The organism is Flagellimonas sp. B-3 (genome assembly GCF_056857835.1).
Window position 1 is genome coordinate 259,492 of record NZ_JBSXNW010000022.1, and the last position, 22,275, is coordinate 281,766.

The window sequence follows — 22,275 nt, forward strand, 5'->3', positions numbered from 1 at the left end:
ATTATTTTAAAGATGGAGGGAGGTATCAATAGACACTTCACCCAAAAACCAAACTAGCACTAAAATGAAGCATATAAAGTATTGGATGGTCTCGGCATTTTGTTTTGCCACCATATCAACCCTAAAAGCACAAGAAACCTATTGGAGCAGGGTTGAAAAAAGAGAATCGACCTTGGGCATTGCCGATGTTTATCAAAAATTCAGTACCCCCGATTTTCAATTGAAATTGGTGCGGGCCTCGCAAACGGTTGCTACACTTAATCCAAACAGCGAGCCTTACTTTGATTTTACCCCCGGGGAACGGCTCGAAATCAGGGATAAGGACAGTCTCTATCACCTTGGCGACATCAACCTTCGGATAAAGGATGCCAAAGGTATCTGGAAAAATTATTCCACGGCCACCAGCCGTGCAGCCGTAAAACCTTTGGAGGTCAGTGGAAATATCCTTGCTGGTGCCGATTTGGCCAACACCTTGCCCGGTGACATTCCGGTTTCGGTGAAACGATATTATGAATTGGACAACGATCAATTGGTGATGCGCTTTGAAATCACCAACAAACAAAATGTCCCCGTGGAAATTGGGGCGTTGGGCGTTCCCATGATTTTCAATAACATCCTTGAAGGGAAATCATTGACCGAGACCCATGCCCAAAACGTGTTTTTTGATCCTTACATTGGAAAAGATGCGGGCTATCTGGAAGTGAAAAGATTGAGCGGAAGAGGCCCGGCACTATTGGTGTTGCCCAAAGAGAACATGGCCTTTGAGGCGTACAGACCTTTATTGGACGACCCCACGCCCAAGAGTATCGTTTTTGAAGGTTTTCACGAGTGGATGGTCCACAGTAAGGCCTACGCAGAAAAAGAATGGACAGGTGTGGAGCAGTGGAACGAGCCTACATCGCTCACCCTACAGCCCAAGGAAACAAAAAGCTTTTCCTTGAAATTTGTCCTTTCCGAAGGAATCAAAAATATTCAGGAAACCTTGGTCAAGGAAGAGCATCCCTTAGCGGTCGGGGTGCCCGGTTATGTATTGCCCCAAGATGTGGAGGGCCAGTTGTTCATTGATTACAAAAGTGAAGTGGCTTCTTTGGAGATTGAACCTAAAGGTTCCTTGGAAATCAAAGAGGATGGCAAGACCCCATCAGGAAAGAAAAAATATCGTGTCCAAGGTAAAAAATGGGGCAGGGCAAGGCTTACCATAACCTACGCTGATGGCGTGGAGCAGACCATCAATTACAAAACCATCAAACCGGAAACAGAGGTCATCAAGGATTTCGGACATTTTTTGACCACGGAACAGTGGTTCGATGATCCCAACGACCCTTTTGGACGTAATCCATCGGCCATCAGTTATGATTATGAAAAGAAAGAACAGGTGGTACAGGATGGAAGGGTCTGGATCAGTGGATTAAGTGACGAAGGCGGGGCTGGAAGTTGGTTGGCCGCCGTGATGAAGCAGTTGGTGCAGCCCGACAAAGGAGAGATTCAAAAATTACAAGCCTTTGTCGATGAAACCCTTTGGGGAGGCATCCAGTACAATGAGGGGCCCCTAAAGTATGGGGTGAAGAAAAGTGTTTTCTATTACGAACCCGACTCTTTGCCGAAAGGAACTTATAGTGATAAGATCAATTACAATACTTGGGCGGCATGGGACCATAAGCATGCCAATGATCCGGGAAGATCGTACAATTATCCGCATGTCGCAGCGGCCTATTGGACAATGTACCGTTTGTCCCGTTATCAGGAGGGACTGGTGGACAACCGTCCTTGGGATTGGTATTTGGAAAATGCCTACCACACCAGTGTGGCCATGGTGGAGAAAGCCCCCTACTATGCCCAGTTTGGGCAGATGGAAGGTTCGGTGTTCCTCTTCATTTTGGAAGATCTGAAAAACGAAGGGCTGACGGAAATGGCCACCGATCTGGAAAAACGGATGAAGGAAAGGGCGGACCACTGGAAAGCCTTGGATTATCCCTTTGGCAGTGAGATGCCCTGGGATTCCACTGGGCAGGAGGAAGTATATATGTGGTCAGATTACTTCGGATATGACCGAAAGGCGATGGTTACCCTGAATGCCATTTTGGCCTATATGCCCACTATGCCGCATTGGGGCTATAACGGCAATGCCAGGAGGTATTGGGACTTTTTGTATGGAGGAAAGGCGGGGGAAACATCGCGTGTCGAACGACAGATCCATCATTATGGATCATCGTTGAATGCCATTCCCGTATTGAGCCACTTCCGAAAGAAACCTGATGATCTGTATTTGTTGAAAGTGGGTTACGGAGGACTTTTGGGCGGAATTTCCAACATTACCCAAGACGGGTTTGGCCCGGCAGCGTTCCATTCATACCCATCAACCCTTAAAATTGATGGCATTTCCGGGGATTATGGTTCTGGTTTCTATGGCTATGCCGTGAACACGTCCTCCTACCTTGTCAAGGATGAGGATATGGGATGGTTGGCCTTTGGCGGTAATCTGTCCCAAAAAGGGGATGAGGTGGAAATGGAATTGACTACGGCTGCAAAGTCCAAGGTTTTCATTGCGCCCAAAAAACTTTGGGTCAATTTGGATGCAGGCTCGTTTAAAAAAGTGACCTACAATGAAAGTACTGGTGAAGTGACCTTGACCTTGAATGGAAAAACAGAGCATACTCCTTTTGCTTATTTACGTGTGGATGGAAGCGATGTTGAACTTCCATACAAGAATGTAAGGGGGGCATACCAAATTGAACTGGGCAAAAAAGAAATCGAGGTCAAACTATAAAAACCAAAGAAATCAAATCCGGGGAATTGAATGAAGAGTAGGGTGCTGAACATATTGTTGTTGATTTTGGCATGGGGGACCATTTCCGGTCAGCAACGTATGGGACCACTTTCCATGGAAGATATCAACCCGATTCTTCCCGGATATTTTGCCGACCCTACCATCAAAAAGTTTGGGGATATCTACTACATCTATGCCACGACCGACAACGAAATGTTGGCCTCCGGGGTTCCTACGGTTTGGTATAGCAAGGATTTTGAGCATTGGTACAACTATACCATGGAAGTTCCCTCGCTGGAATCCGTCAACCTTAGGAATTTCTGGGCGCCGGATATCATTGAAGGGAATGATGGCAGATATTACCTTTATTTCGGCAATTGTCAGGCGGGGTGCAATATCTATGGATATGTGTCCGACATCCCTGTTGGCCCTTGGGAAAAATTGAACAAGGATGATACCCCGGTAATCGCCCACAACTATCCCAGAAAAGGATTTCCATCCCTTGATGCCCAATTCTTTAAGAATGATGATGGACGAATTTATGCCTTTTGGGGCACTTGGGTGCACTACAATGGCGGATATGCCGTAGGCGAATTGGACAGTGGAAACATGTCAAAGGTCAGCAACGCAAAGAACATTCCTTTGGAGGAGACCCAAAAACCTTTTGAAGCCGCCTATATGATGAAGAAAGGGGGCAAATACATTTTGATGTATTCCGGTGGCTCCTGCCATGATGAAACCTACAACGTTAGATATTCCTATTCCAACAACCCCTACGGACCCTTTACCCCAGGTGCCAACAATCCAATTCTTGGCACCAATGAGGAAGGAACCGTTCACGGGCCCGGACATCATTCGGTTTTGGAAGAAGATGGACGCTACTATATCGTTTATCATAAGCACGATTACCCCATGACCAGGGGAGGCCTCTCGCGTCAAGTTACTGTGGATGAAATGGTCTTTGAAAACGATTCCACTATAAGGAAAGTGGTTCCTGGAAGCATGGGTCTTCAGCATTTGGTAAAATCCAATGCTCCGAAGAACTTGGCACTTGGGGCCAAGGCAACAGCATCTTCCTTTTATCATTTACAATCGCTGCAATACGATTATCAGTACAAACCATCATTCGCTACTGACGACCATAACGCGACGATGTGGAAAGCTGGGGACAACTCATTTCCGCAGTATTTGACCTTGGATTTGGGAAAAGTGACCAATGTAAAAAGAGTGATGACCCAATTTGAGTTTGCAGGATATTACTACCAATATAAACTGGAATATTCCACCGATGGTGAAAACTGGAAACTTTATGCAGATCGTTCCAATAACAAGGTTTCCGGTAGTCCCATGATTGATGACAAGGATGTCAAGGCCCGCTATTTAAAACTTAGGGTGCTTGATGTAGAAAAAACAGGTCTGTACGCAGCGGTCTGGAACATGAAGGTGTTCGGTTCCTTGTTTGAAACGCCATTGAATTTGCAAAGCAAACCATCAAGAAAAGGCCCTGGAGCAAAAAGTTTGAATAGGAAATTGGTAGCTATTGATGCAAATGATTTACCTATCCAACATGACCTTGCCAGTCTGCCCAATAGTGGAAACATCGGGGGAAATTTTGAGAAAGAAGGCGAAGTGACCATTGAAGAAGATGCGGAAGGGACAAGGGCATTCAACTTCACCAAGGGGGCACTTGTTTTGGACAGACCGGTTCCAAAAAGTCTGGAATGGAACGGTTCTTTTACCGTGGCCACATGGGTCAAAAACCCTCAAATAGCTAAAGAAGACGAGTGCTTGGTGTCTTGGTGCGATAGGTTCAGGTTCAATCTGGCCAATTCGTACAATGCTTTGCATTTTAACAGTGGACATTATGGGGCAGCCGCACATTTGGATGACCATTTTGATATGAAATACAACAATCTTCCCTTGCCCAATGAATGGCACCATATAGTGCTGACGTTTGATGGAGTAGTGGAAAAAATATATGTGGATGGGAAATTGGACAATTCCCAAGTCATGACCCTTGCCTCACAAATCGATGCTGCCAAAATAAGGATAGGTGCCTCGGATGTGGGCGAGAACTATTCGGGCTATGTGGCATCCATGCAGATGTATGATTATGCGCTGACCGAAAGTGAAATCAAAAAATTGATGGAGGCAACAAAACCGTCAGACGGTAAAAAGTAACAGAACAGCTTTTGACAATGGTCACAGTTTGAAACTGAACCCGTCTTCCTCGACCTTTTTCTCGTACTTCTCTTTGTCAAAAACATACAGATAGGCACCCTTGCGTGAGACGGTCATGTCCTTTTCGTCCAATTTTACCAGTACGTCCAAAGAATTGATCTTGTTGATGAAGTTGCGCTTATCCAGTTTTTTGTCCAAAATGGATTCGTACAGGTTTTGAAGTTGGCGCATGGTGAACTTTTCAGGGAGCAGTTCAAAACCGATGGGCATGGTCATGGCCCTACGCTGTAATCTTGAAATGGCCTTCCGGATCATTTCATTATGGTCAAAAATCAGTTCGGGAGCTTCATCAAGGTCGAACCAACGGGCAGAATCGATTTGAATCCCGTCAAACTGGTGGGAATCCACATCGATCAGAGCAAAATATGCCACCGATATGGTGCGTTGCCCAGGGTCTCGATCCACTTTACTGTAGGTGTAGAGCTGTTCCATGTAAATATCGCTCAATCCGGTGAGGGTGTTCAGCACCCGTATCGCAGCTTGGTCGAGATTTTCATTTTTTTTCAAGAACCCACCGATTAGGGACCATTTTCCCTTTTCAGGTTCAAAATTTCGTTTGATCAGCAAAATTTTCAGGTTGGTTTTGTCGAAACCAAAAATAATGCAGTCCACGGCCAAAAGTACTTGGTCTTCTTTTTGATAGAAATTGAGTTGTGTGTTGATATCCTTGGTCAATTTCGCTTCTTTGGGTATTTCCATGGGCTCTAAATTCTTAAAACTAACTTTTTTTGACAAATATCCAGTACTGAAATGGCCCCAAAATCACTTTTGGTCTCTCCAAAATTCACAATAATAAATAATTGCTTGATACTTGGGGATATTTAAGGTCCATAAAATCAGTTAAATGTATTTTTAGTTTTAATTGTGTAAATTAAACACATAAAAATTGTAATTTAATTTGTTTTAACGCAAAAACTTTTGCTATATTTATAAATGTAAAAACAACACTTAAAAAAATGACCTTCAATAGTTGACCAAGTCGACTTGTTTGGATTGGTTTAAGTTTAATGATATATAGTTAAGACCATAGTAGGTTCGTGGTCTTTTTTTGACTTTTTGTAATCCGTAATTCAGTTTTTTATGAAATATTTTGCCTTACTTTTCAGCTTGATCTTCTCAATGCAGTTGTCCGCACAACAATCGGTTGTGGTTCAAATAACAGAAGAATCCGATTCGCCGCAAATTAGTAAACACATCTATGGCCATTTTGCCGAACATCTGGGACGTTGTATTTATGAGGGGCTTTATGTTGGGGAGGAAAACAAAATCATTCCCAATACCGATGGAGTCCGAAATGATATTATCGAGGCCCTCAAGGAACTCAATATCCCTAATTTAAGGTGGCCAGGAGGTTGTTTTGCGGATACCTACCACTGGAAAGATGGGGTAGGGCCCAAAGAAGATAGACCTACCATCGTGAACCGATGGTGGGGCGGAACCACAGAGGACAACAGTTTTGGGACCCATAACTTTTTGAACCTTTGTGAAGAATTGGGTGCGGAACCCTACCTCTCTGCCAATGTGGGCAGTGGCACTGTACAGGAGTTGATAGACTGGGTACAGTACACCAACCATGACAGGATCAGTCCCATGGCCGATTGGCGCCGTGAAAATGGCAGGGAAGAGCCGTGGAAAGTAAAATATTGGGGGGTTGGCAACGAAACCTGGGGCTGTGGTGGCAACATGACAGCGGAATACTACGCGGATATCTACAGACAATATGCCACTTTCATGCCCGGTTGGTCTGGTGATACGGAAGTATATAGGATTGCATCAGGTGCATCGGAAGATGATTATCACTGGACGGAAACCCTTATGAAAAATGTACCTCATGAATTAATGGAGGCCGTGGCCCTTCACGATTACGCAGTGATTGATTGGTCCAACAAAGGGCCATCTGTCAATTTCGACGATGAGATCTACTTCAAGTCGATGGAGCAGGCGCTGAAAATGGAAGAGTACGTCACCAAGCACATCGAGATCATGGACAAGTACGATCCCGAAGGGAAAGTGGACCTTTTTGTGGACGAGTGGGGAGGCTGGTACGATGCCGAGCCCGAAGTAAAAAACGGAGTACTTTACCAACAGAACACCATCCGTGATGTAATGATCGCAGGAACCGTGCTCAATACGTTCAATAACCACGCCCGAAGGGTGAAAATGGCCAATCTGGCCCAAATGGTCAATGTGCTACAGGCCGTGATCCTTACTGACGAGGAGAAAATGATCAAAACCCCCACTTACCATGTCATGCACATGTACAAAGTGCACCAAGATGCGCAGTTGTTGCCATCCAAAATTGATAAAAATAAAATGTTCAGGGGACTTCCGGCCCTATCTGTATCCGCGTCAAGGGATGAAGCGGGCAAAATCCATATCTCCTTGGTGAACATAGACCCTGAAAACAATATGTCCGTAGAACTGGATATTTCCGGTCTGGACATCAAAAACATCAATGGACAGGTTTTGACATCGGATAGGTTGCAGGACTATAATTCCTTTGATGACCCCGAAAAAGTGACCCCAAAGGAATTCAAAGGAGCCAAATTGAAAAAAGGGAAAATCTCGCTTGTCGTTCCCGCACACTCGCTTATTGTTTTACAAGGAAAATAGCACCAAATGAAAAAAACATTATTGGCAATGACCAGTTTTCTGGTGTTGACCACATCATGTAAAGAGCAGCCAGAAAAACAACAAGAGAGCAAGGAGAAGGCCCATGTGGCATCTGGGTATCCCATTGAGCCCATAAATATCAGAAATGTAAAAGTGCACGACGATTTTTGGCTGCCCATCATCCAAAGGGTACAGGAAAAAACCATCGAATATGCCATAGAAAAATGTAGGGAAGAGGGACGGTTCGATAACTTTTTGATTGCCGGCGGTGAGATGGAAGGCTCGGTTAAAGGGGCCATGCCCTTTGATGATACGGATGTGTATAAGATTATAGAGGGAGCCTCCAATTCGCTGATCAGCGCACCCAACCCCGAACTGGAAAAATTGCTGGATTCCTTGGTGTCCATCATAAAAGTGGGGCAGGAAACGGACGGATATCTTACTACCTGGCGGACCATAGACCCCGCAAAACCCCCGGCAAGTTGGGTAAAGGTGGACAAGGGCGAACGTTGGGAATCTTTGGACATGAGCCACGAACTCTATAATGCAGGACATTTGTTCGAAGCTGCCGTAGTGCATTACAAGGCTACCGGGAAGCGAAACTTTCTGGATATTGCCATAAAAAATGCCGACCTGATGGTGCAGACCTTTGGTGAGGGGGAAGGTAAAATTGCTGCTGTGCCAGGACACCAGATCATTGAAACAGGTTTGATCAAACTCTATCAAACTACTGGAAAGAAGGACTATTTTGATTTGGCCAAATACTTCCTGGACCATAGAGGAAAACCGAAGCACCACGAACTTTTTGGTGATTATTCCCAGGATCATGTGCCCGTTATAGACCAAGATGAAGTGGTGGGGCATGCCGTACGAGCAGTATATATGTACGCCGGTATGACGGACATAGCAGCCATTGAAAAGGATACTGCATATTTAAAAGCGGTAAACGCCCTTTGGGACAATATGGTGAACAAGAAAATGTACATCACCGGTGGAATCGGCGCCAAACATGAAGGGGAGGCTTTTGGTGAGAACTACGAATTGCCCAACCTGACGGCCTACAACGAAACTTGTGCGGCCATTGGCGATGTCTATTGGAACCACAGATTGCACAACCTGACAGGGGATGTAAAATATTTTGATGTGATTGAACGAACCCTGTACAATGGGTTGATCTCTGGACTCTCTTTGGACGGTCAAAAATTCTTTTATCCCAATGCCTTGGAATCCGATGGGGTATACAAATTCAATCAAGGGGCCTGCACCCGAAAGGACTGGTTCGATTGTTCCTGTTGCCCCACCAACGTCATACGATTCCTTCCCGCAATGCCCGGTCTGATCTATTCCAAAACGGACGATACGATTTTTGTAAACCTATACGCAGCGAACGATGCCACGGTAGACCTTAAATCTCAAACCGTAAAACTATCACAGGAAACCTCATACCCTTGGAACGGAAAGGTAAAAATCTCCATCGACCCAAAAGAGGAAAAAGGAAACTTTGCCATGAAACTCAGGATTCCCGGCTGGGCTAGGAACGAAGTATTGCCCGGGAACCTTTACCAATATGCCACAACCACAAACATAACAAACAAGATAAGCCTGAACGGCGAAGAACTCGATGTTCAAGCCGAAGACGGTTATTTCACCATTTCAAGGGAGTGGACAAAGGGGGATGTGTTAGAACTGGAATTTCCGATGGAGGTAAGAAAGGTGGAAGCCGATCAACTGGTGGAGGAAAACAAGGGTAAAATGTCCTTGGAATATGGCCCAATGGTTTATGCAGTTGAGGAAATTGATAACAAAGGTAGCTTTGATGATATCCAATTGACCCCGAGTGACGAGTTCAATGTGGAGAAGCAACCTGAGCTATTGGGAGGTGTCAATACCATATCTAACAAAAAATTGACCGCCATACCCTATTATGCTTGGTCCAATAGGGGAATCGGGAAAATGAAGGTATGGTTGCCAGCTAAGGCAGAAGGTAATATGGATTGAGATTAATTTGAATAATGGATAAAAAAAACACTTGTTCATGATACATTTTTCGGACATTTTTTTAAAAATCGACCAAAAAAAACTCGAACTGAAGTGTGTTTATGTTCAAAACCGTCAATTTGAGTGGTTTTTCAAAACAGCGTTTTGAAGAATTGTATCGAAAATAGGTTATGGTTTAAAAGTTATTCATGTTGATATATTAAAAATCAGATTTTACACAAATACAACACCGGGCATTGAAAATGCCCTATGAAGACTGACCAACACAATGAAAGCATACGTAATAGGAGTTGATTATGGTTCCGATTCAGTAAGAGCTGTACTGATTGATACCCAAAATGGGGCGGAACTGGCATCGGAAGTATTTTGGTATCCCAGATGGAAGGCACAGAAATATTGCAAGCCGGAAATCAACCAATTCCGGCAGCACCCCCTGGATCATATCGAAGGATTGGAACACACCATAACCTCTGTGGTACAACAGAGTGGGGTGGCCCCGGAAACCGTAAAAGGAATCTGTATCGATACCACAGGCTCTTCGCCCATGCCAGTGACCCAAGATGGGACGGCATTGGCCATGGTGCCGGGTTTTGAGGAAAATCCAAATGCTATGATGGTACTTTGGAAGGACCATACCGCGGTTAAGGAAGCCAACGAGATTAACGAATTGGCAAGAAATTGGGGCGGTGAGGATTACACCAAGTACGAAGGCGGGATCTATTCTTCGGAATGGTTCTGGGCCAAAATACTCCATGTGGCCAGGGAAGACAAAGATGTAATCGATGCCACACACACGTGGATGGAGCATTGCGATTTTATCACCTATCTCTTGGCAGATGAAAAGGATTTGAAAAAATTCAAGCGTAGCAGATGCGCAGCAGGCCACAAGGCCATGTGGCACGAAAGCTGGGGCGGACTGCCCGATGCGGCATTTTTATCAAAACTGGACCCCTACTTGGCCTCACTTCGTGATAATTTGTACGAAGAAACATTTACATCCAACGAAATAGCAGGAAATCTAAACAAAGAATGGGCGGGCAAATTGGGCCTAACCACCGATACCGTGATTGCCGTAGGTACTTTTGATGCCCATGCAGGGGCAGTTGGTGCCAAAGTGGACCATCACGCACTTGTAAGGGTCATGGGTACATCCACCTGTGACATTATGGTGTCCTCCAATGAAGCCATTGGCGACAAGACCGTCAAAGGTATTTGTGGCCAGGTTGATGGTTCAGTAATCCCGGGAATGGTCGGTCTCGAAGCCGGACAGTCTGCCTTTGGCGATGTGTTGGCCTGGTTCAAAAGCGTATTGCAATGGCCCATTGATAATCTAGTTTTGAACTCCAAAGTGCTTTCCGAAGAACAAAAAGCCGAGCTTAAAGCCGAGGTGGAATCAAAATTTATTCGCTCTTTGGCAGAACAAGCAGAAAATATCCCACTTGCCGAAGCTGTGCCAGTTGCCTTGGATTGGGTAAATGGTAGAAGAACCCCGGATGCCGATCAAGAATTAAAAAGTGCCATTTCGGGAATATCATTGGGAACCAAAGCCCCCCATATTTTCAAGGCCTTGGTCAATGCCATTTGCTTTGGTTCCAAAATGATCGTGGACCGGTTTGAAGAGGAAGGGGTGAAAATCGAGACCGTAATCGGTATCGGTGGGGTGGCAAGGAAGTCACCTTTTATTATGCAAACCTTGGCCAACGTATTGAACATGCCCATAAAAGTGGCAGAATCGGACCAAGCACCCGCTTTAGGAGCAGCTATTTATGCTGCGGTGGCATCAGGTATCCATAAAAATGTGATCGAGGCCAGTAAAGTAATGGGAAGTGACTTTGAAGCAGAATATTCTCCACAGTCCTCCCAAGTGGAAGTGTACGCCAAATTATTGGAAGACTACAAACAACTTGGAAGTTTTGTGGAACAGCAAACCAACAAAAACAAATAAGCCATGAGCTCAAAATACAAATCGCTTAAGGAAGAATGCTACGAGGCGAACATGGAACTCAATGCCCTGGGGTTGGTCATATACACCTTTGGTAATGTAAGTGCCGTGGACAGGGACAATGCTGTTTTCGCTATAAAACCCAGTGGTGTGCCATACGAAACCCTAAAACCAGCGGATATCGTAATTGTGGATTACGATAATAATGTGGTTGAAGGAAACCTTAGGCCATCATCCGACACCAAAACCCATAGTTATCTTTATAAAAAATGGGAAAATATTGGTGGAGTGGCCCATACCCATGCCATGTATTCCGTTTCCTGGGCGCAGGCGCAAAGGGATATTCCAATTTTTGGAACCACACATGCCGATCACCTTACACAAGATATTCCCTGTGCCCCGCCGATGGCAGATGAACTGATTGAAGGAAATTACGAGCACAATACGGGCATCCAAATCTTGGATTGCTTCAAGGAAAGAAATTTGGATTACAACGAGGTTGAAATGATACTCATTGGAAACCATGGCCCATTTGCTTGGGGCAAAAACGCGGCCAAGGCGGTTTACAATACCAAAGTGTTGGAGACAGTGGCCCAAATGGCCTACTTGACCTTACAGATAAACCCCCAAACGCCTAGATTAAAAGATTCACTAATAAAAAAACACTACGAACGTAAGCACGGAAAAAATGCTTACTACGGTCAATAAAAAAATTACAGTAAATGAAAATATCTAAAAAAGAAATCTGGTTTGTAACAGGAAGCCAACATTTGTACGGACCAGAGACTTTAAAACAAGTGGCCGCCAATTCAAAAGATATTGTTGATGGATTGAATGCAGCTGGAAAATTGCCTGTCACCTTGGTTTTTAAACCCATTGTTACCACACCTCAAGAAATAACCGCTCTTTGTCGTGAAGCAAGCAACAATCCATCCTGCATTGGTTTGGTAGCATGGATGCATACCTTTTCACCGGCAAAAATGTGGATTGCCGGCCTTAAAATATTGAGTAAGCCATTGTGTCATCTACATACGCAATTTAATGCTGAAATCCCTTGGGATAATATTGATATGGACTTTATGAACCTGAACCAATCCGCGCATGGTGACCGTGAGTTTGGATTTATGATGTCCAGAATGCGCAAAAATCGCAAAGTAGTGGTCGGTCATTGGAAAGATGAGCGCGTGCAACAAAAACTAACTATTTGGGCGAGAGTTGCTTTGGGGGCAGACGAATTGCAACACATGAAAGTCGCTCGTATTGGTGACAACATGCGTGAAGTTGCTGTTACCGAAGGGGATAAAGTCGCCGCTCAAATGCGTTTTGGCGTAGCTGTGAACGGTTATGATTCGTCAGATATAACCAATATTATTGATGGATTGGACCAACATGCCGTTGATCAATTGGTTGATGAATACGAAGCCAGTTACAATTTGTCGGAATCGCTTCAAAAAAATGGAGCACAACGTCAATCCTTGATAGATTCGGCAAAAATTGAATTGGGACTCAGAACCTTCTTGGACGATGGTGGTTTTAAGGCCTTTACCGACACTTTCGAGAACCTTGGGGCCCTAAAACAGTTGCCAGGCCTTGCAGTACAACGTTTAATGGCCGACGGATATGGTTTTGGTGGCGAAGGCGATTGGAAAACCGCTGCCATGGTAAGAACTATGAAAGTAATGGCCGACGGATTGGACGGTGGAACTTCGTTCATGGAGGACTATACCTACCACTTCACCCCTGAAAAAGATTATGTATTGGGCTCGCATATGTTGGAGATCTGTCCTTCCATTGCAAGTGCAAAACCATCTTGCGAAGTGCATCCTTTGGGTATTGGAGGGAAAGAAGACCCTGTGCGATTGGTTTTTGATTCACCAGCGGGAGAAGCGCTGAATGCATCATTGATTGATATGGGAAACAGGTTCCGTTTGATCGTAAACGAAGTAGAAGCCGTAGAACCCATGGCCGATTTACCAAAATTACCTGTGGCACGTGTGCTTTGGGACGCAAAACCAAATCTGGATGTGGCCGCTACCGCATGGATTCATGCTGGTGGAGCGCACCATACCGTGTATACACAAGCATTGACCACCGAATACATGGAAGATTTCGCCGATATTTTCGGAATAGAACTTTTAGTTATAGATTCGGACACGAAACTTAGAGCATTTAAAGATCAACTCCACGCGAACGAAGCATACTATCATTTGTTTCAGCATGGAATGTAATCAAACTAACATAAAACTATAAATGATGAGGATAGCCAAACCTTCTATATTTTACTGTGTTTTACTTTTGGTCTTTACAACTATAGGCTGTAAGCAAAACAAAAAAGAAAGCCAGTCAGAAATGGAAACCGCAAAAACTGAAAATGAACAAAGCCCCATTGAAGAAACCATCTTTGGGGAAATGCCCGATGGCACAAAGGTGAAGAAATTCACTTTAAAAAATGAAGCAGGAATGGAAGTGGATGTCATCACCTATGGTGGTATCATTACCCGTTGGACGGCCCCTGACAAACAGGGGAAATTCGAGGATATAGTCCTAGGTTTTGATAGTTTGGAACAATACCTTGATGGTAGCCCATACTTTGGAGCACTTATTGGCCGGTATGGGAACCGTATTGCCAATGGGAAGTTTTCTTTGGATGGCGAGACCTACACGCTGGCCACGAACGATGGTAACAATCACCTTCACGGAGGAGAAAAAGGATTCGATAAGGTAATTTGGAACGCTATACCCAAAAATACAGGAGCGGGAGCGACTTTGGAGCTTACCTACACCAGCGAAGACGGGGAAGAAGGATACCCTGGACAATTGGATGTAAAAGTTACTTATACCCTTACCCATAATAACGAATTGGATATTCAATATGAAGCTGTTACGGACAAACCAACCGTTGTCAACTTGACACAACACAGTTATTTTAATCTTTCGGGGCAACTTTCCACGCCCGTTTTGGACCATGAGATCTATTTGAATGCAGATACGTACCTGCCGGTTGATGGAGGTTTGATTCCAACAGGGGAATTTAGGGAAGTTGCTGGAACTCCTTTTGACTTTAAAGAGCCTAAATCCATCGGAGAAGAGATAGAGGCCGACAATGAACAGTTGGACCTTGGGGGAGGATACGACCATTGTTGGGTGCTCAACGAGGGAGAAGAAGATTTTGGTTTGGCAGCTTCGGCGTACCATCCCAACACGGGTAGATTGTTAGAGGTGTATACCAATGAGCCGGGCATGCAATTTTACAGCGGAAACTTTTTGGATGGCACATTACCGGCAAAGGATGGGGGTGCCTACGGGAAACGTTCTGGGTTCTGTTTGGAAACACAACACTATCCAGATAGCCCTAACCAAGCTAATTTTCCCTCAGTTAGGTTAAATCCTGGGGAAACGTATTCTACTAGGACTATGTTCAAACTATCAACCAAACAATAAACTATTATGCAGACGCTGGATACTTTTGATTGGATTGCTATATCCATGTATTTTCTGGTACTTCTAGGAATAGCCCTATGGGTAATCCGAAAAAAAGAGAACAACACCGAGGATTATTTCTTGGCAGGTAGAAATGTAGGGTGGTTTGTTGTTGGTGCTTCAATTTTCGCATCGAATATTGGTTCGGAGCATGTTGTGGGATTGGCAGGAGCTGGTGCAGGGGACCGTTTGCCCATGCTTATTTACGAAATACAGGCTTGGATCGTTCTTATTCTTGGTTGGGTGTTCTTGCCCTTCTATGCAAGAGCGGGAGTGTTTACCATGCCCGAATTTTTGGAAAAACGATTTGATGCAAGGGCCAGATGGATTCTCTCCGTATTTTCCATCGTGGCCTATGTGCTCACCAAAATTTCCGTAACCATTTATGCTGGTGGAGTAGTGGTGTCGGCATTATTGGGTATCGACTTTTGGACAGGTGCCATAGCAACCGTTGTGCTTACAGGGATTTATACTGTGCTTGGAGGTATGCGTGCCGTGGTATATACAGAAACCTTGCAGGCCATTATCTTGGTAATAGGAGCCGCGGCCCTAACATTTATTGGTTTAGACCATGTAGGCGGATGGGAAAGTATGAAAGAAACCGTAACCCCTGAATACCTTAACATGTGGAGGTCGGCCTCAGACCCTGATTTTCCTTGGCCATCACTTTTAATTGCCAGTACCATTACCGGTATTTGGTATTGGTGTACGGACCAATATATTGTGCAGCGTGCCTTAACCGCAAAGAATATTAAAGAAGGTAGGCGAGGAACGATTTTTGGTGCTTTGTTAAAGCTCTTCCCTGTATTCTTGTTCTTGATTCCAGGTGTGATCGCCCTTACCTTAAAGATGAGGGGAGAATTGCACTGGGACAGTCCAGATGAAGCATTCCCGGTTTTGATGAGTAACTTGTTGCCATCGGGACTTCGAGGGTTGGTGGCAGCAGGACTTTTGGCCGCTTTGATGAGTTCTTTGGCCTCAGTATTTAATTCGTGCTCTACCTTGTTTACGGTGGACATCTATAAAAAACTAAGACCCAATGCGCCAGAGAAAAAATTGGTGCGAACAGGACAGATCGCAACAATAATAGTTGTGATTATCGGTATTATTTGGATTCCGATCATGGCCAATATCTCCGGGGTACTCTACGAATATCTGCAAAGCGTTCAATCTTATATTGCTCCTCCGATTACGGCGGTGTTCTTACTGGGTATTTTCCATAAACGAATCAACTCACAAGGCGCATTTGTAACCATGGTGGTTGGATTTATTGTTGGAGCTTTAAGGATTGTTCTTGAATTGGTCAAAGATTCATTGGATCCCGCAAGTTTCTGGTTCCTTTTAGGAGATATGAACTTTTTGTCCTTTGCATCATGGTTCTTCCTTTTCTGTATTATATTGATTGTGGTCGTGAGTTATGCTACTCCGGCACCATCAGATGAAAAACTAAAGAACCTTACTTATGCCACTATTTCTGATGAAGAAAGAAAGAAGAACAAAAGCAGCTACAATTGGAAAGATATTGCCATTTCTGTGATTATTATAGCTATCGTTGCTTATGTGATGATATGGTTCAATGGTAAATAATAACTATTAGAATATATAGTATAAATAGTGCTCCTTTTAAGGGGCACTATTGTTTTATGGAAGTCTCTCAAAATAAAGGATATTAAGATATTTTCAATCAATATCGTGACCTACGTCATTTTTTATACGTTTTCATCGATTTATCTTTGGTAAAAGCGAGATACCCATGAAAACCGTATTGATTCCTACCGATTTTTCAAAAAATGCTTTGCATGCCCTGCAATATGCACAAGAGCTTTTTAAATGTGAGCGCGCTTGTTTTTTTGTACTGCATGCCTATGGCGAGGAGGTGTACGGCAAGTACAAAACAGCAGTGTTAGAGGGTGTTGAGAAACTGAAAGAAGAGAAAAGGGAACAAACGGTAAAGAAATTGGATAAATTGGTCAACTCCGTAATTGGAGAACCACCAAACCCCTTGCACAATTTTGAGACCGTAGCACGTTTTGACAATCTAGTGGATAGTATAAATGATTTTGTGGATGAAATGAACATTGATGTGGTGATCATGGGAACCAAAGGGGAGACCAGCGATCACAAAACCACATTCGGGAGTTTCACCATAGAAATTTTTAAATATGTAAAGTGTCCGGTGCTGGCCATACCGGAAGATTTTGAGTACAGACAGCCTAAGGCCATTCTTTTTCCAACAGATTATTTGCTTCCTTATAAGCGAAGGGAGTTAAAACTTTTAGGCGACCTGGCCGGTAAATTTAAGTCCAAGGTATACTGTTTGTACATCACAGATTTTGATGAACTCAGTCCTCGACAAGAAGATAACAAGTTGTTTTTGGAAGAAACCTTGGCCAATAGCTACCTCCATTTTGAGACAACGCCCGTTAAAAACAAAGCAGAGGTTATTCTGGAGCAGATTGAGCAAAAAGACGCAGGAATGCTTGTTATGTTGAACTCAAGGCACTCCTTTTTTGAGGATATGCTCTATAGGTCGACAGTAGATTTACTGGGGTTGAAGATTAAAATACCATTTATGGTAATGCAGAACATTAAGAGATAAAATCGTGAAGAAAAAACGGATCATATTGCCCACGGACTTTTCCAATAATGCTTGGAACGCCATTGCTTATGCTTTGACGATCTTTAAAGATGTTCCCTGTGATTTTTTTATCCTGAATTCTTATCAGGTGGGTGCCTCCGGCTTATCAACCAAAATGGCGGGAGCCAATGATACCCGTTTGTACAATTTGATCAAGGAACAATCCGACCGTGACCTCAAAAGGGAATTGGAAAAAATAAAAAGCTTTGACAAAAACCCAGAACATACATTTATTGCCCGTTCCGTTCCGGATACCCTTGTCAATGCCATTGGCAAGACAGTGTACCGCGAGGAGATTGATTATGTTATTATGGGAACCAAAGGGGCCTCGGGATTAAAAGAAGTCTTTATAGGAAGCAATACCTATAAAGTTATCAAGGAAGTCGATTTTTGCCCTGTTATTGCCGTGCCCGATGATTATCAAATAGAAAAAGAAATAGATGCCATACTATTGGCGACGGGTTATGAACACCTCTTTGAAAACTACGAACTGAAACCACTTTTGAATTTCGTCGAACATTTCAAAGCTAAATTATGGATAGCCCATGTAGGCAGTTTGGATGCACTGGCTCCTGAACAACAAGCTTCCAAAAAAGGATTGAAAAACCGTCTTAAATCCATCGACTACGAATTTATTGAGGTGGAAAAGGATACTTCAGTTAACAATACCATTCAGCAATTGGTTGAAAAAGACAAAACCATTGATATGGTTGTAATGATCAATCAAAACCATACTTTCTTTGAAAGATTGACACGGGAACCTGTCATCAAAAAAGTGAGCTTTAACTCCAAGGTGCCGTTTTTGGTCATCCACTTATTTGAATAACACGGTAAAAGATTACAAGAACGATTTTGCCAATTGCACAATTTCCCCCTTTTGCAGTACTCCGGATTTTCTCCAGAGTTGTTCGCCATTTTTAAAGAAGATCATTGTAGGAACACCCCTAACTTGGTAGGTGTTGGCAAGGCTTTGGTTTTTGTCGACGTCTATTTTCACAATTTTTAGATCATCGCCCATTTCATCTTTTACCTGTTTTAGAATTGGGGCCAACATTTTACAGGGACCACACCATTCTGCCGAAAAATCTACTAGCGTTAATTGGTCGCTGTTGATCAAAGCTGCAAAATTTCCTTTCATTGTTTCTAAAAATTATAGACTGCAATTTATAAAAACCCGATTTTCCCCAAAGTGACTTAAGTCACTTAACCATCAAAAATTGTATTGATATATATCTGGGCAACATTGGATGAATTTCTTTTTTTATCTTTAGCGACTGCACTATAAATCAAACTAAACCACAAATGTATTCAAGAATTACCCCATGTATTATCGCATTATTAGTGTTGGCTTCCTGCAAGAGCGAGAACAAAAAGGAAGAGGCCAATACTTGGCGAACCAAAAAGGCTGCCATAGAAAATGCTGCCCATAACCAATTGTTGGAGGTGGAAAAGAAAGAAGGATGGAAGTTGCTTTTTGATGGAGAGACGATGGACGGATGGCACCTGTACAACGATCCCAACGCCAATTCGGTTTGGGAGGTTGTGGATGGTGAACTGCACAGCAATACCAGCGATGAATCTTTAACGGCAGGCGATTTGGTTACCGATCAGACTTACGACGATTATGAACTAGTATTGGAATGGAAGGTGGCTGGGAACGGAAATAGCGGAATTTTTATCAATGTACAAGAAATGCCGGATGTTCCGACCGCATGGCAAAGTGGCCCGGAATATCAAATGTTGGGAGCGGACCACATGGATTACGATGTACCAGAGAAAAGGCCGGGTTGTTTGTACGTTTTTCAGCCTCAGCAAAATAAAGTGGAGGTAAAACAAGGGGAGTGGAACAAGACCCGAATAAAACAAGTGGACGGGAAAGTAGCGTTTTACCTGAATGGGGTTCTCACTGCTGAGGAAGATTTCAGCACATCTGAATGGAAAGAAAGGATCGCTGAGACCCATTTTTCCAAATATCCTGAGTTTGGCCGTACCACCGAGGGCAAAATAGCACTGCAGTATTGGTATTTTGAAACTTGGTTCCGAAATATAAAAATCAGGGAACTCTAAGCAAATCCTTCATCAGATTACAAGTACGGGAACTTTCGGAGCGCTCATCAGCAGTTTTCTGGTAGTACTTCCGTAGACGTTGGTGTTGCGAAAAAAAGTAGAATTTCTGCCAACAATCAATAAATTGGGTTTCTCTTTTTTGATGGCTTTTTTCAAGTGTTGAACCACACCCTTGCCTTTTAAAAGTTTAAAATCCCATTCTTTTACATGTTTTTGATGGTTTTCTGTGAGTTTCTTGAATTTGGCTTCGCAATTATGCCATAACTCATCTGCAATTTCATCATCCCCTTGTTCAATATAGGGGAAATAGGCAATGGGCGTTTCGTTTACATAAACACCGGTAACCTCTATATTGGGAAAGTGTTCCCTAAAGTTGTTGGACCAAGTAATCACATTTTTGTCGCTCCCTTTTGTTTTAAGGTCGATAGCCGCAAAAAGTGTTTTATAAGGTGTTTTGGCCGGTGAGGGGCAAAAAAGTGCCGGGGCATCGTACATTTTAAGTGATACGGTCTTCATGGGAACATCTCCGGTACCATCCTCTTGGGATTTACTGCCAAAAATAAACAGTGTTGAATTGGTGTTGTAAGCCAATTGGTTCTTTAAAGCATTTATGGTGTTGTTATCGTCGGTAACGGTGGGAATAACCTTTTCCGAATGTTCTTTGAACATGGGAACATACACTTTTTTGAAATGCTTCAGGATTTTCTCCCGTAATTGACTACAGCTCAAAGCTGTAAACTCATCAAGTTCCCCGATAAAATCAAACTTAATGTTATGGTAGAGTACCACCGTCTCAATCGTAGGAATATGGTTCAAGAGGTAATAGGCATTTTCAATACAAGCATTGTCGTATTTGGATAAATCCAGACCTATAAATAGTTTGTCAATCTTCATCGTCTTCGGAATTGATGATTGTTTTCAATTGTTCCAAATATTCTTTTCTCTCCTTTTCTTTTGCTTTTAACCACATCTTATGCGTGGTTTTGGTAAACTCTTTGGCCAATGAGTAAATGATCAGCAAGATAATAATGGCAAACGGAAGTCCTGCCGATATTACGGCCGATTGTAATGCTTTTAATCCTCCCGCAAACAAAAGGGATGCTGCCACACCACCTTCCAGCAAGGCCCAAAATATACGTTGGCCCACAGGGGCGTCCAATTTCCCTCCAGAGGTGATGCTGTCTATGACCAAAGAACCTGAGTCGGATGAAGTTACAAAGAAAATGGTCACTAAAACAATCCCTACAAAAGAGGTAATGGACGAGAGCGGAAACTCTTGCAACAGAACAAATAATGCTGTGGAAAGGTCATCGGTTACACTTTGGGCAATTGGGGCTATTCCTTGGGATTCAACAAAAATTGCCGCCCCGCCAAAAACGGACATCCATACAAAAACCAATAGAGAGGGCACCAACAGCACGCCCAAAATAAACTCTTTTACGGTACGACCTTTGGAAACACGCGCAATAAACATGCCCACAAAGGGGGACCAACTAATCCACCAAGCCCAATAAAAAACGGTCCAGTCATGCTGCCAATTGTTATTTTGATAAGTCTCTGCCCAAGTTCCCACTTTTATAAGGGAATTAAAATAGTTTCCCACGTTTTGGATAAGACCATCCATAATAAAAGAGGTTGGGCCAATAAATAATATAAAAATCAAGAAAAGAAGTGCCAGCCTCATGTTGACGACACTTAAAAAACGAACCCCTTTGTCCAAACCTAAAATTACGGAGGCTGTGGCTGCCAAAGTGATACAGGCAATAAGGGTAATATGCGTGTTCGTGCTATTTTCTATACCGAACAGAAAGTCGAGCCCCGAGCCTATTTGTTGAACCCCTATCCCCAAGGTTGTGGCCAACCCAAACAATGTGGCGATTACAGCGGAGATATCAATTAAGTGCCCCAAGAATCCATTGACCCGATTTCCTATTAAAGGCCGGAAGAGGGAGCTTATGGTTAAGGGGTATCCTTTGTTAAAGGTGAAAAATGCCAATGCCAAACCTACGATCACGTAGGGAGCCCACCCATGGAAGCCATAGTGCAAAAAAGTAAACAACATGGCGTTTTCCGCTCTTTCCCCAATATTTTCTACAGGTAGGGGTGGGTTGCCATAGTGGAACATGGGTTCTGCCACCCCATAAAACATTAATCCAATGCCCAAACCTGCTGAAAACAGCATGGAAAACCAAGAAAAAGTTGAAAATTGAGGTCTGGCCTTGGGACCGCCCAATCTTATTTTTCCAAACTTGCTAAAAGCAAACCACAGTGCAGATACTACAAAAACATTCATGCAAAGGATGAAGAACCAGCCCGCGTATTCTGATGTTTTTTCTTGGAAAAAGCCAAAGGACTTCACCAAAGATTCACTATAGAAAAAAGAAGCCAGAATGGTGGCCAAAATTATGACCGCTGCGGGATAAAATACAGGAGCATGAATGTCAAAATACTTTTTTCCTCCTCTTTTTTTGGCCATTTATAGTGTTGTTTTAGCGTAAGGGAATAGTGAAATTGCTACAATATAAAAAA

The 22,275-nt window shown here is 43.4% G+C and carries 16 protein-coding genes; 12 read left to right on the forward strand and 4 right to left on the reverse strand.

Going from position 1 to position 22,275, the window contains the following annotated elements; genetic code table 11:
* Positions 1 to 64: 64 nt before the first annotated feature.
* Both AC13CS_RS11160 and AC13CS_RS11165 read left to right on the forward strand, forming a co-directional pair.
* Entirely contained in the window at positions 65 to 2,767 is a 2,703-nt protein-coding gene (locus AC13CS_RS11160; RefSeq protein WP_293167502.1) for a DUF5695 domain-containing protein, read from the forward strand.
* A 30-nt stretch (positions 2,768 to 2,797) separates the two neighbouring features.
* Complete coding sequence (locus AC13CS_RS11165) at positions 2,798 to 4,948, forward strand: family 43 glycosylhydrolase (RefSeq protein ID WP_293167500.1); 2,151 nt, start codon at positions 2,798 to 2,800, stop codon at positions 4,946 to 4,948.
* Between the two features lie 21 nt (positions 4,949 to 4,969).
* On the opposite strand, the gene AC13CS_RS11170 is transcribed toward AC13CS_RS11165, so the two are convergent.
* Entirely contained in the window at positions 4,970 to 5,707 is a 738-nt protein-coding gene (locus AC13CS_RS11170) for an NUDIX hydrolase (protein ID WP_014031935.1), read from the reverse strand.
* A 381-nt stretch (positions 5,708 to 6,088) separates the two neighbouring features.
* On the opposite strand from AC13CS_RS11170, the gene AC13CS_RS11175 reads away from it, so the two are divergent.
* The 9 genes from AC13CS_RS11175 to AC13CS_RS11215 all read left to right on the forward strand — a co-directional run bounded on the left by AC13CS_RS11175 (position 6,089) and on the right by AC13CS_RS11215 (position 18,505).
* Positions 6,089 to 7,621, forward strand: a complete 1,533-nt coding sequence (locus tag AC13CS_RS11175) for an alpha-N-arabinofuranosidase (protein WP_482888751.1) — start codon at positions 6,089 to 6,091, stop codon at positions 7,619 to 7,621.
* A 6-nt stretch (positions 7,622 to 7,627) separates the two neighbouring features.
* Complete coding sequence (locus AC13CS_RS11180) at positions 7,628 to 9,619, forward strand: glycoside hydrolase family 127 protein (RefSeq protein ID WP_293167495.1); 1,992 nt, start codon at positions 7,628 to 7,630, stop codon at positions 9,617 to 9,619.
* Between the two features lie 268 nt (positions 9,620 to 9,887).
* The gene (locus tag AC13CS_RS11185) at positions 9,888 to 11,564 is read left to right on the forward strand and encodes a ribulokinase (RefSeq protein WP_293167493.1); all 1,677 of its coding nucleotides are present in this window, start codon (positions 9,888 to 9,890) and stop codon (positions 11,562 to 11,564) included.
* A 3-nt stretch (positions 11,565 to 11,567) separates the two neighbouring features.
* Entirely contained in the window at positions 11,568 to 12,269 is a 702-nt protein-coding gene (locus tag AC13CS_RS11190; RefSeq protein ID WP_293167491.1) for an L-ribulose-5-phosphate 4-epimerase, read from the forward strand.
* A 14-nt stretch (positions 12,270 to 12,283) separates the two neighbouring features.
* The gene (gene araA, locus AC13CS_RS11195) at positions 12,284 to 13,789 is read left to right on the forward strand and encodes an L-arabinose isomerase (protein ID WP_293167489.1); all 1,506 of its coding nucleotides are present in this window, start codon (positions 12,284 to 12,286) and stop codon (positions 13,787 to 13,789) included.
* 22 nt (positions 13,790 to 13,811) lie between these two features.
* Entirely contained in the window at positions 13,812 to 15,002 is a 1,191-nt protein-coding gene (locus AC13CS_RS11200; RefSeq protein WP_293167487.1) for an aldose epimerase family protein, read from the forward strand.
* A 6-nt stretch (positions 15,003 to 15,008) separates the two neighbouring features.
* Entirely contained in the window at positions 15,009 to 16,628 is a 1,620-nt protein-coding gene (locus AC13CS_RS11205) for a sodium:solute symporter (RefSeq protein ID WP_293167485.1), read from the forward strand.
* Positions 16,629 to 16,794: 166 nt separating this feature from the next.
* Positions 16,795 to 17,640 carry a universal stress protein gene (locus AC13CS_RS11210; protein ID WP_293167483.1) on the forward strand — a complete coding sequence of 282 codons (846 nt, stop codon included), beginning with the start codon at positions 16,795 to 16,797 and terminating at the stop codon, positions 17,638 to 17,640.
* A gap of 4 nt (positions 17,641 to 17,644) precedes the next feature.
* Positions 17,645 to 18,505, forward strand: coding sequence for a universal stress protein (locus tag AC13CS_RS11215; RefSeq protein ID WP_293167481.1), 861 nt, complete (start codon positions 17,645 to 17,647; stop codon positions 18,503 to 18,505).
* Between the two features lie 12 nt (positions 18,506 to 18,517).
* Here AC13CS_RS11215 and trxA read toward each other — a convergent pair whose 3' ends face one another.
* Complete coding sequence (gene trxA, locus AC13CS_RS11220) at positions 18,518 to 18,817, reverse strand: thioredoxin (protein ID WP_163626072.1); 300 nt, start codon at positions 18,815 to 18,817, stop codon at positions 18,518 to 18,520.
* A gap of 164 nt (positions 18,818 to 18,981) precedes the next feature.
* On the opposite strand from trxA, the gene AC13CS_RS11225 reads away from it, so the two are divergent.
* Positions 18,982 to 19,746: a 3-keto-disaccharide hydrolase gene (locus AC13CS_RS11225; protein ID WP_293167477.1), complete on the forward strand. Its 765-nt coding sequence runs from the start codon at positions 18,982 to 18,984 to the stop codon at positions 19,744 to 19,746.
* A 12-nt stretch (positions 19,747 to 19,758) separates the two neighbouring features.
* Here AC13CS_RS11225 and AC13CS_RS11230 read toward each other — a convergent pair whose 3' ends face one another.
* Positions 19,759 to 20,640, reverse strand: a complete 882-nt coding sequence (locus tag AC13CS_RS11230) for a hypothetical protein (protein ID WP_293167475.1) — start codon at positions 20,638 to 20,640, stop codon at positions 19,759 to 19,761.
* Entirely contained in the window at positions 20,630 to 22,222 is a 1,593-nt protein-coding gene (locus AC13CS_RS11235; protein WP_293167473.1) for a BCCT family transporter, read from the reverse strand. Before AC13CS_RS11235 ends, AC13CS_RS11230 begins: the two co-directional genes overlap by 11 nt.
* Positions 22,223 to 22,275 lie beyond the last annotated feature (53 nt).

Coding starts and splice junctions, on each gene's coding strand:
- AC13CS_RS11160 (WP_293167502.1), top strand. CDS start 65: ATGAAGCATATAAAGTATTGGATGGTCTCGGCATTTTGTTTTGCCACC.
- AC13CS_RS11165 (WP_293167500.1), top strand. CDS start 2,798: ATGAAGAGTAGGGTGCTGAACATATTGTTGTTGATTTTGGCATGGGGG.
- AC13CS_RS11170 (WP_014031935.1), bottom strand. CDS start 5,707: ATGGAAATACCCAAAGAAGCGAAATTGACCAAGGATATCAACACACAA.
- AC13CS_RS11175 (WP_482888751.1), top strand. CDS start 6,089: ATGAAATATTTTGCCTTACTTTTCAGCTTGATCTTCTCAATGCAGTTG.
- AC13CS_RS11180 (WP_293167495.1), top strand. CDS start 7,628: ATGAAAAAAACATTATTGGCAATGACCAGTTTTCTGGTGTTGACCACA.
- AC13CS_RS11185 (WP_293167493.1), top strand. CDS start 9,888: ATGAAAGCATACGTAATAGGAGTTGATTATGGTTCCGATTCAGTAAGA.
- AC13CS_RS11190 (WP_293167491.1), top strand. CDS start 11,568: ATGAGCTCAAAATACAAATCGCTTAAGGAAGAATGCTACGAGGCGAAC.
- araA (WP_293167489.1), top strand. CDS start 12,284: ATGAAAATATCTAAAAAAGAAATCTGGTTTGTAACAGGAAGCCAACAT.
- AC13CS_RS11200 (WP_293167487.1), top strand. CDS start 13,812: ATGATGAGGATAGCCAAACCTTCTATATTTTACTGTGTTTTACTTTTG.
- AC13CS_RS11205 (WP_293167485.1), top strand. CDS start 15,009: ATGCAGACGCTGGATACTTTTGATTGGATTGCTATATCCATGTATTTT.
- AC13CS_RS11210 (WP_293167483.1), top strand. CDS start 16,795: ATGAAAACCGTATTGATTCCTACCGATTTTTCAAAAAATGCTTTGCAT.
- trxA (WP_163626072.1), bottom strand. CDS start 18,817: ATGAAAGGAAATTTTGCAGCTTTGATCAACAGCGACCAATTAACGCTA.
- AC13CS_RS11225 (WP_293167477.1), top strand. CDS start 18,982: ATGTATTCAAGAATTACCCCATGTATTATCGCATTATTAGTGTTGGCT.
- AC13CS_RS11230 (WP_293167475.1), bottom strand. CDS start 20,640: ATGAAGATTGACAAACTATTTATAGGTCTGGATTTATCCAAATACGAC.
- AC13CS_RS11235 (WP_293167473.1), bottom strand. CDS start 22,222: ATGGCCAAAAAAAGAGGAGGAAAAAAGTATTTTGACATTCATGCTCCT.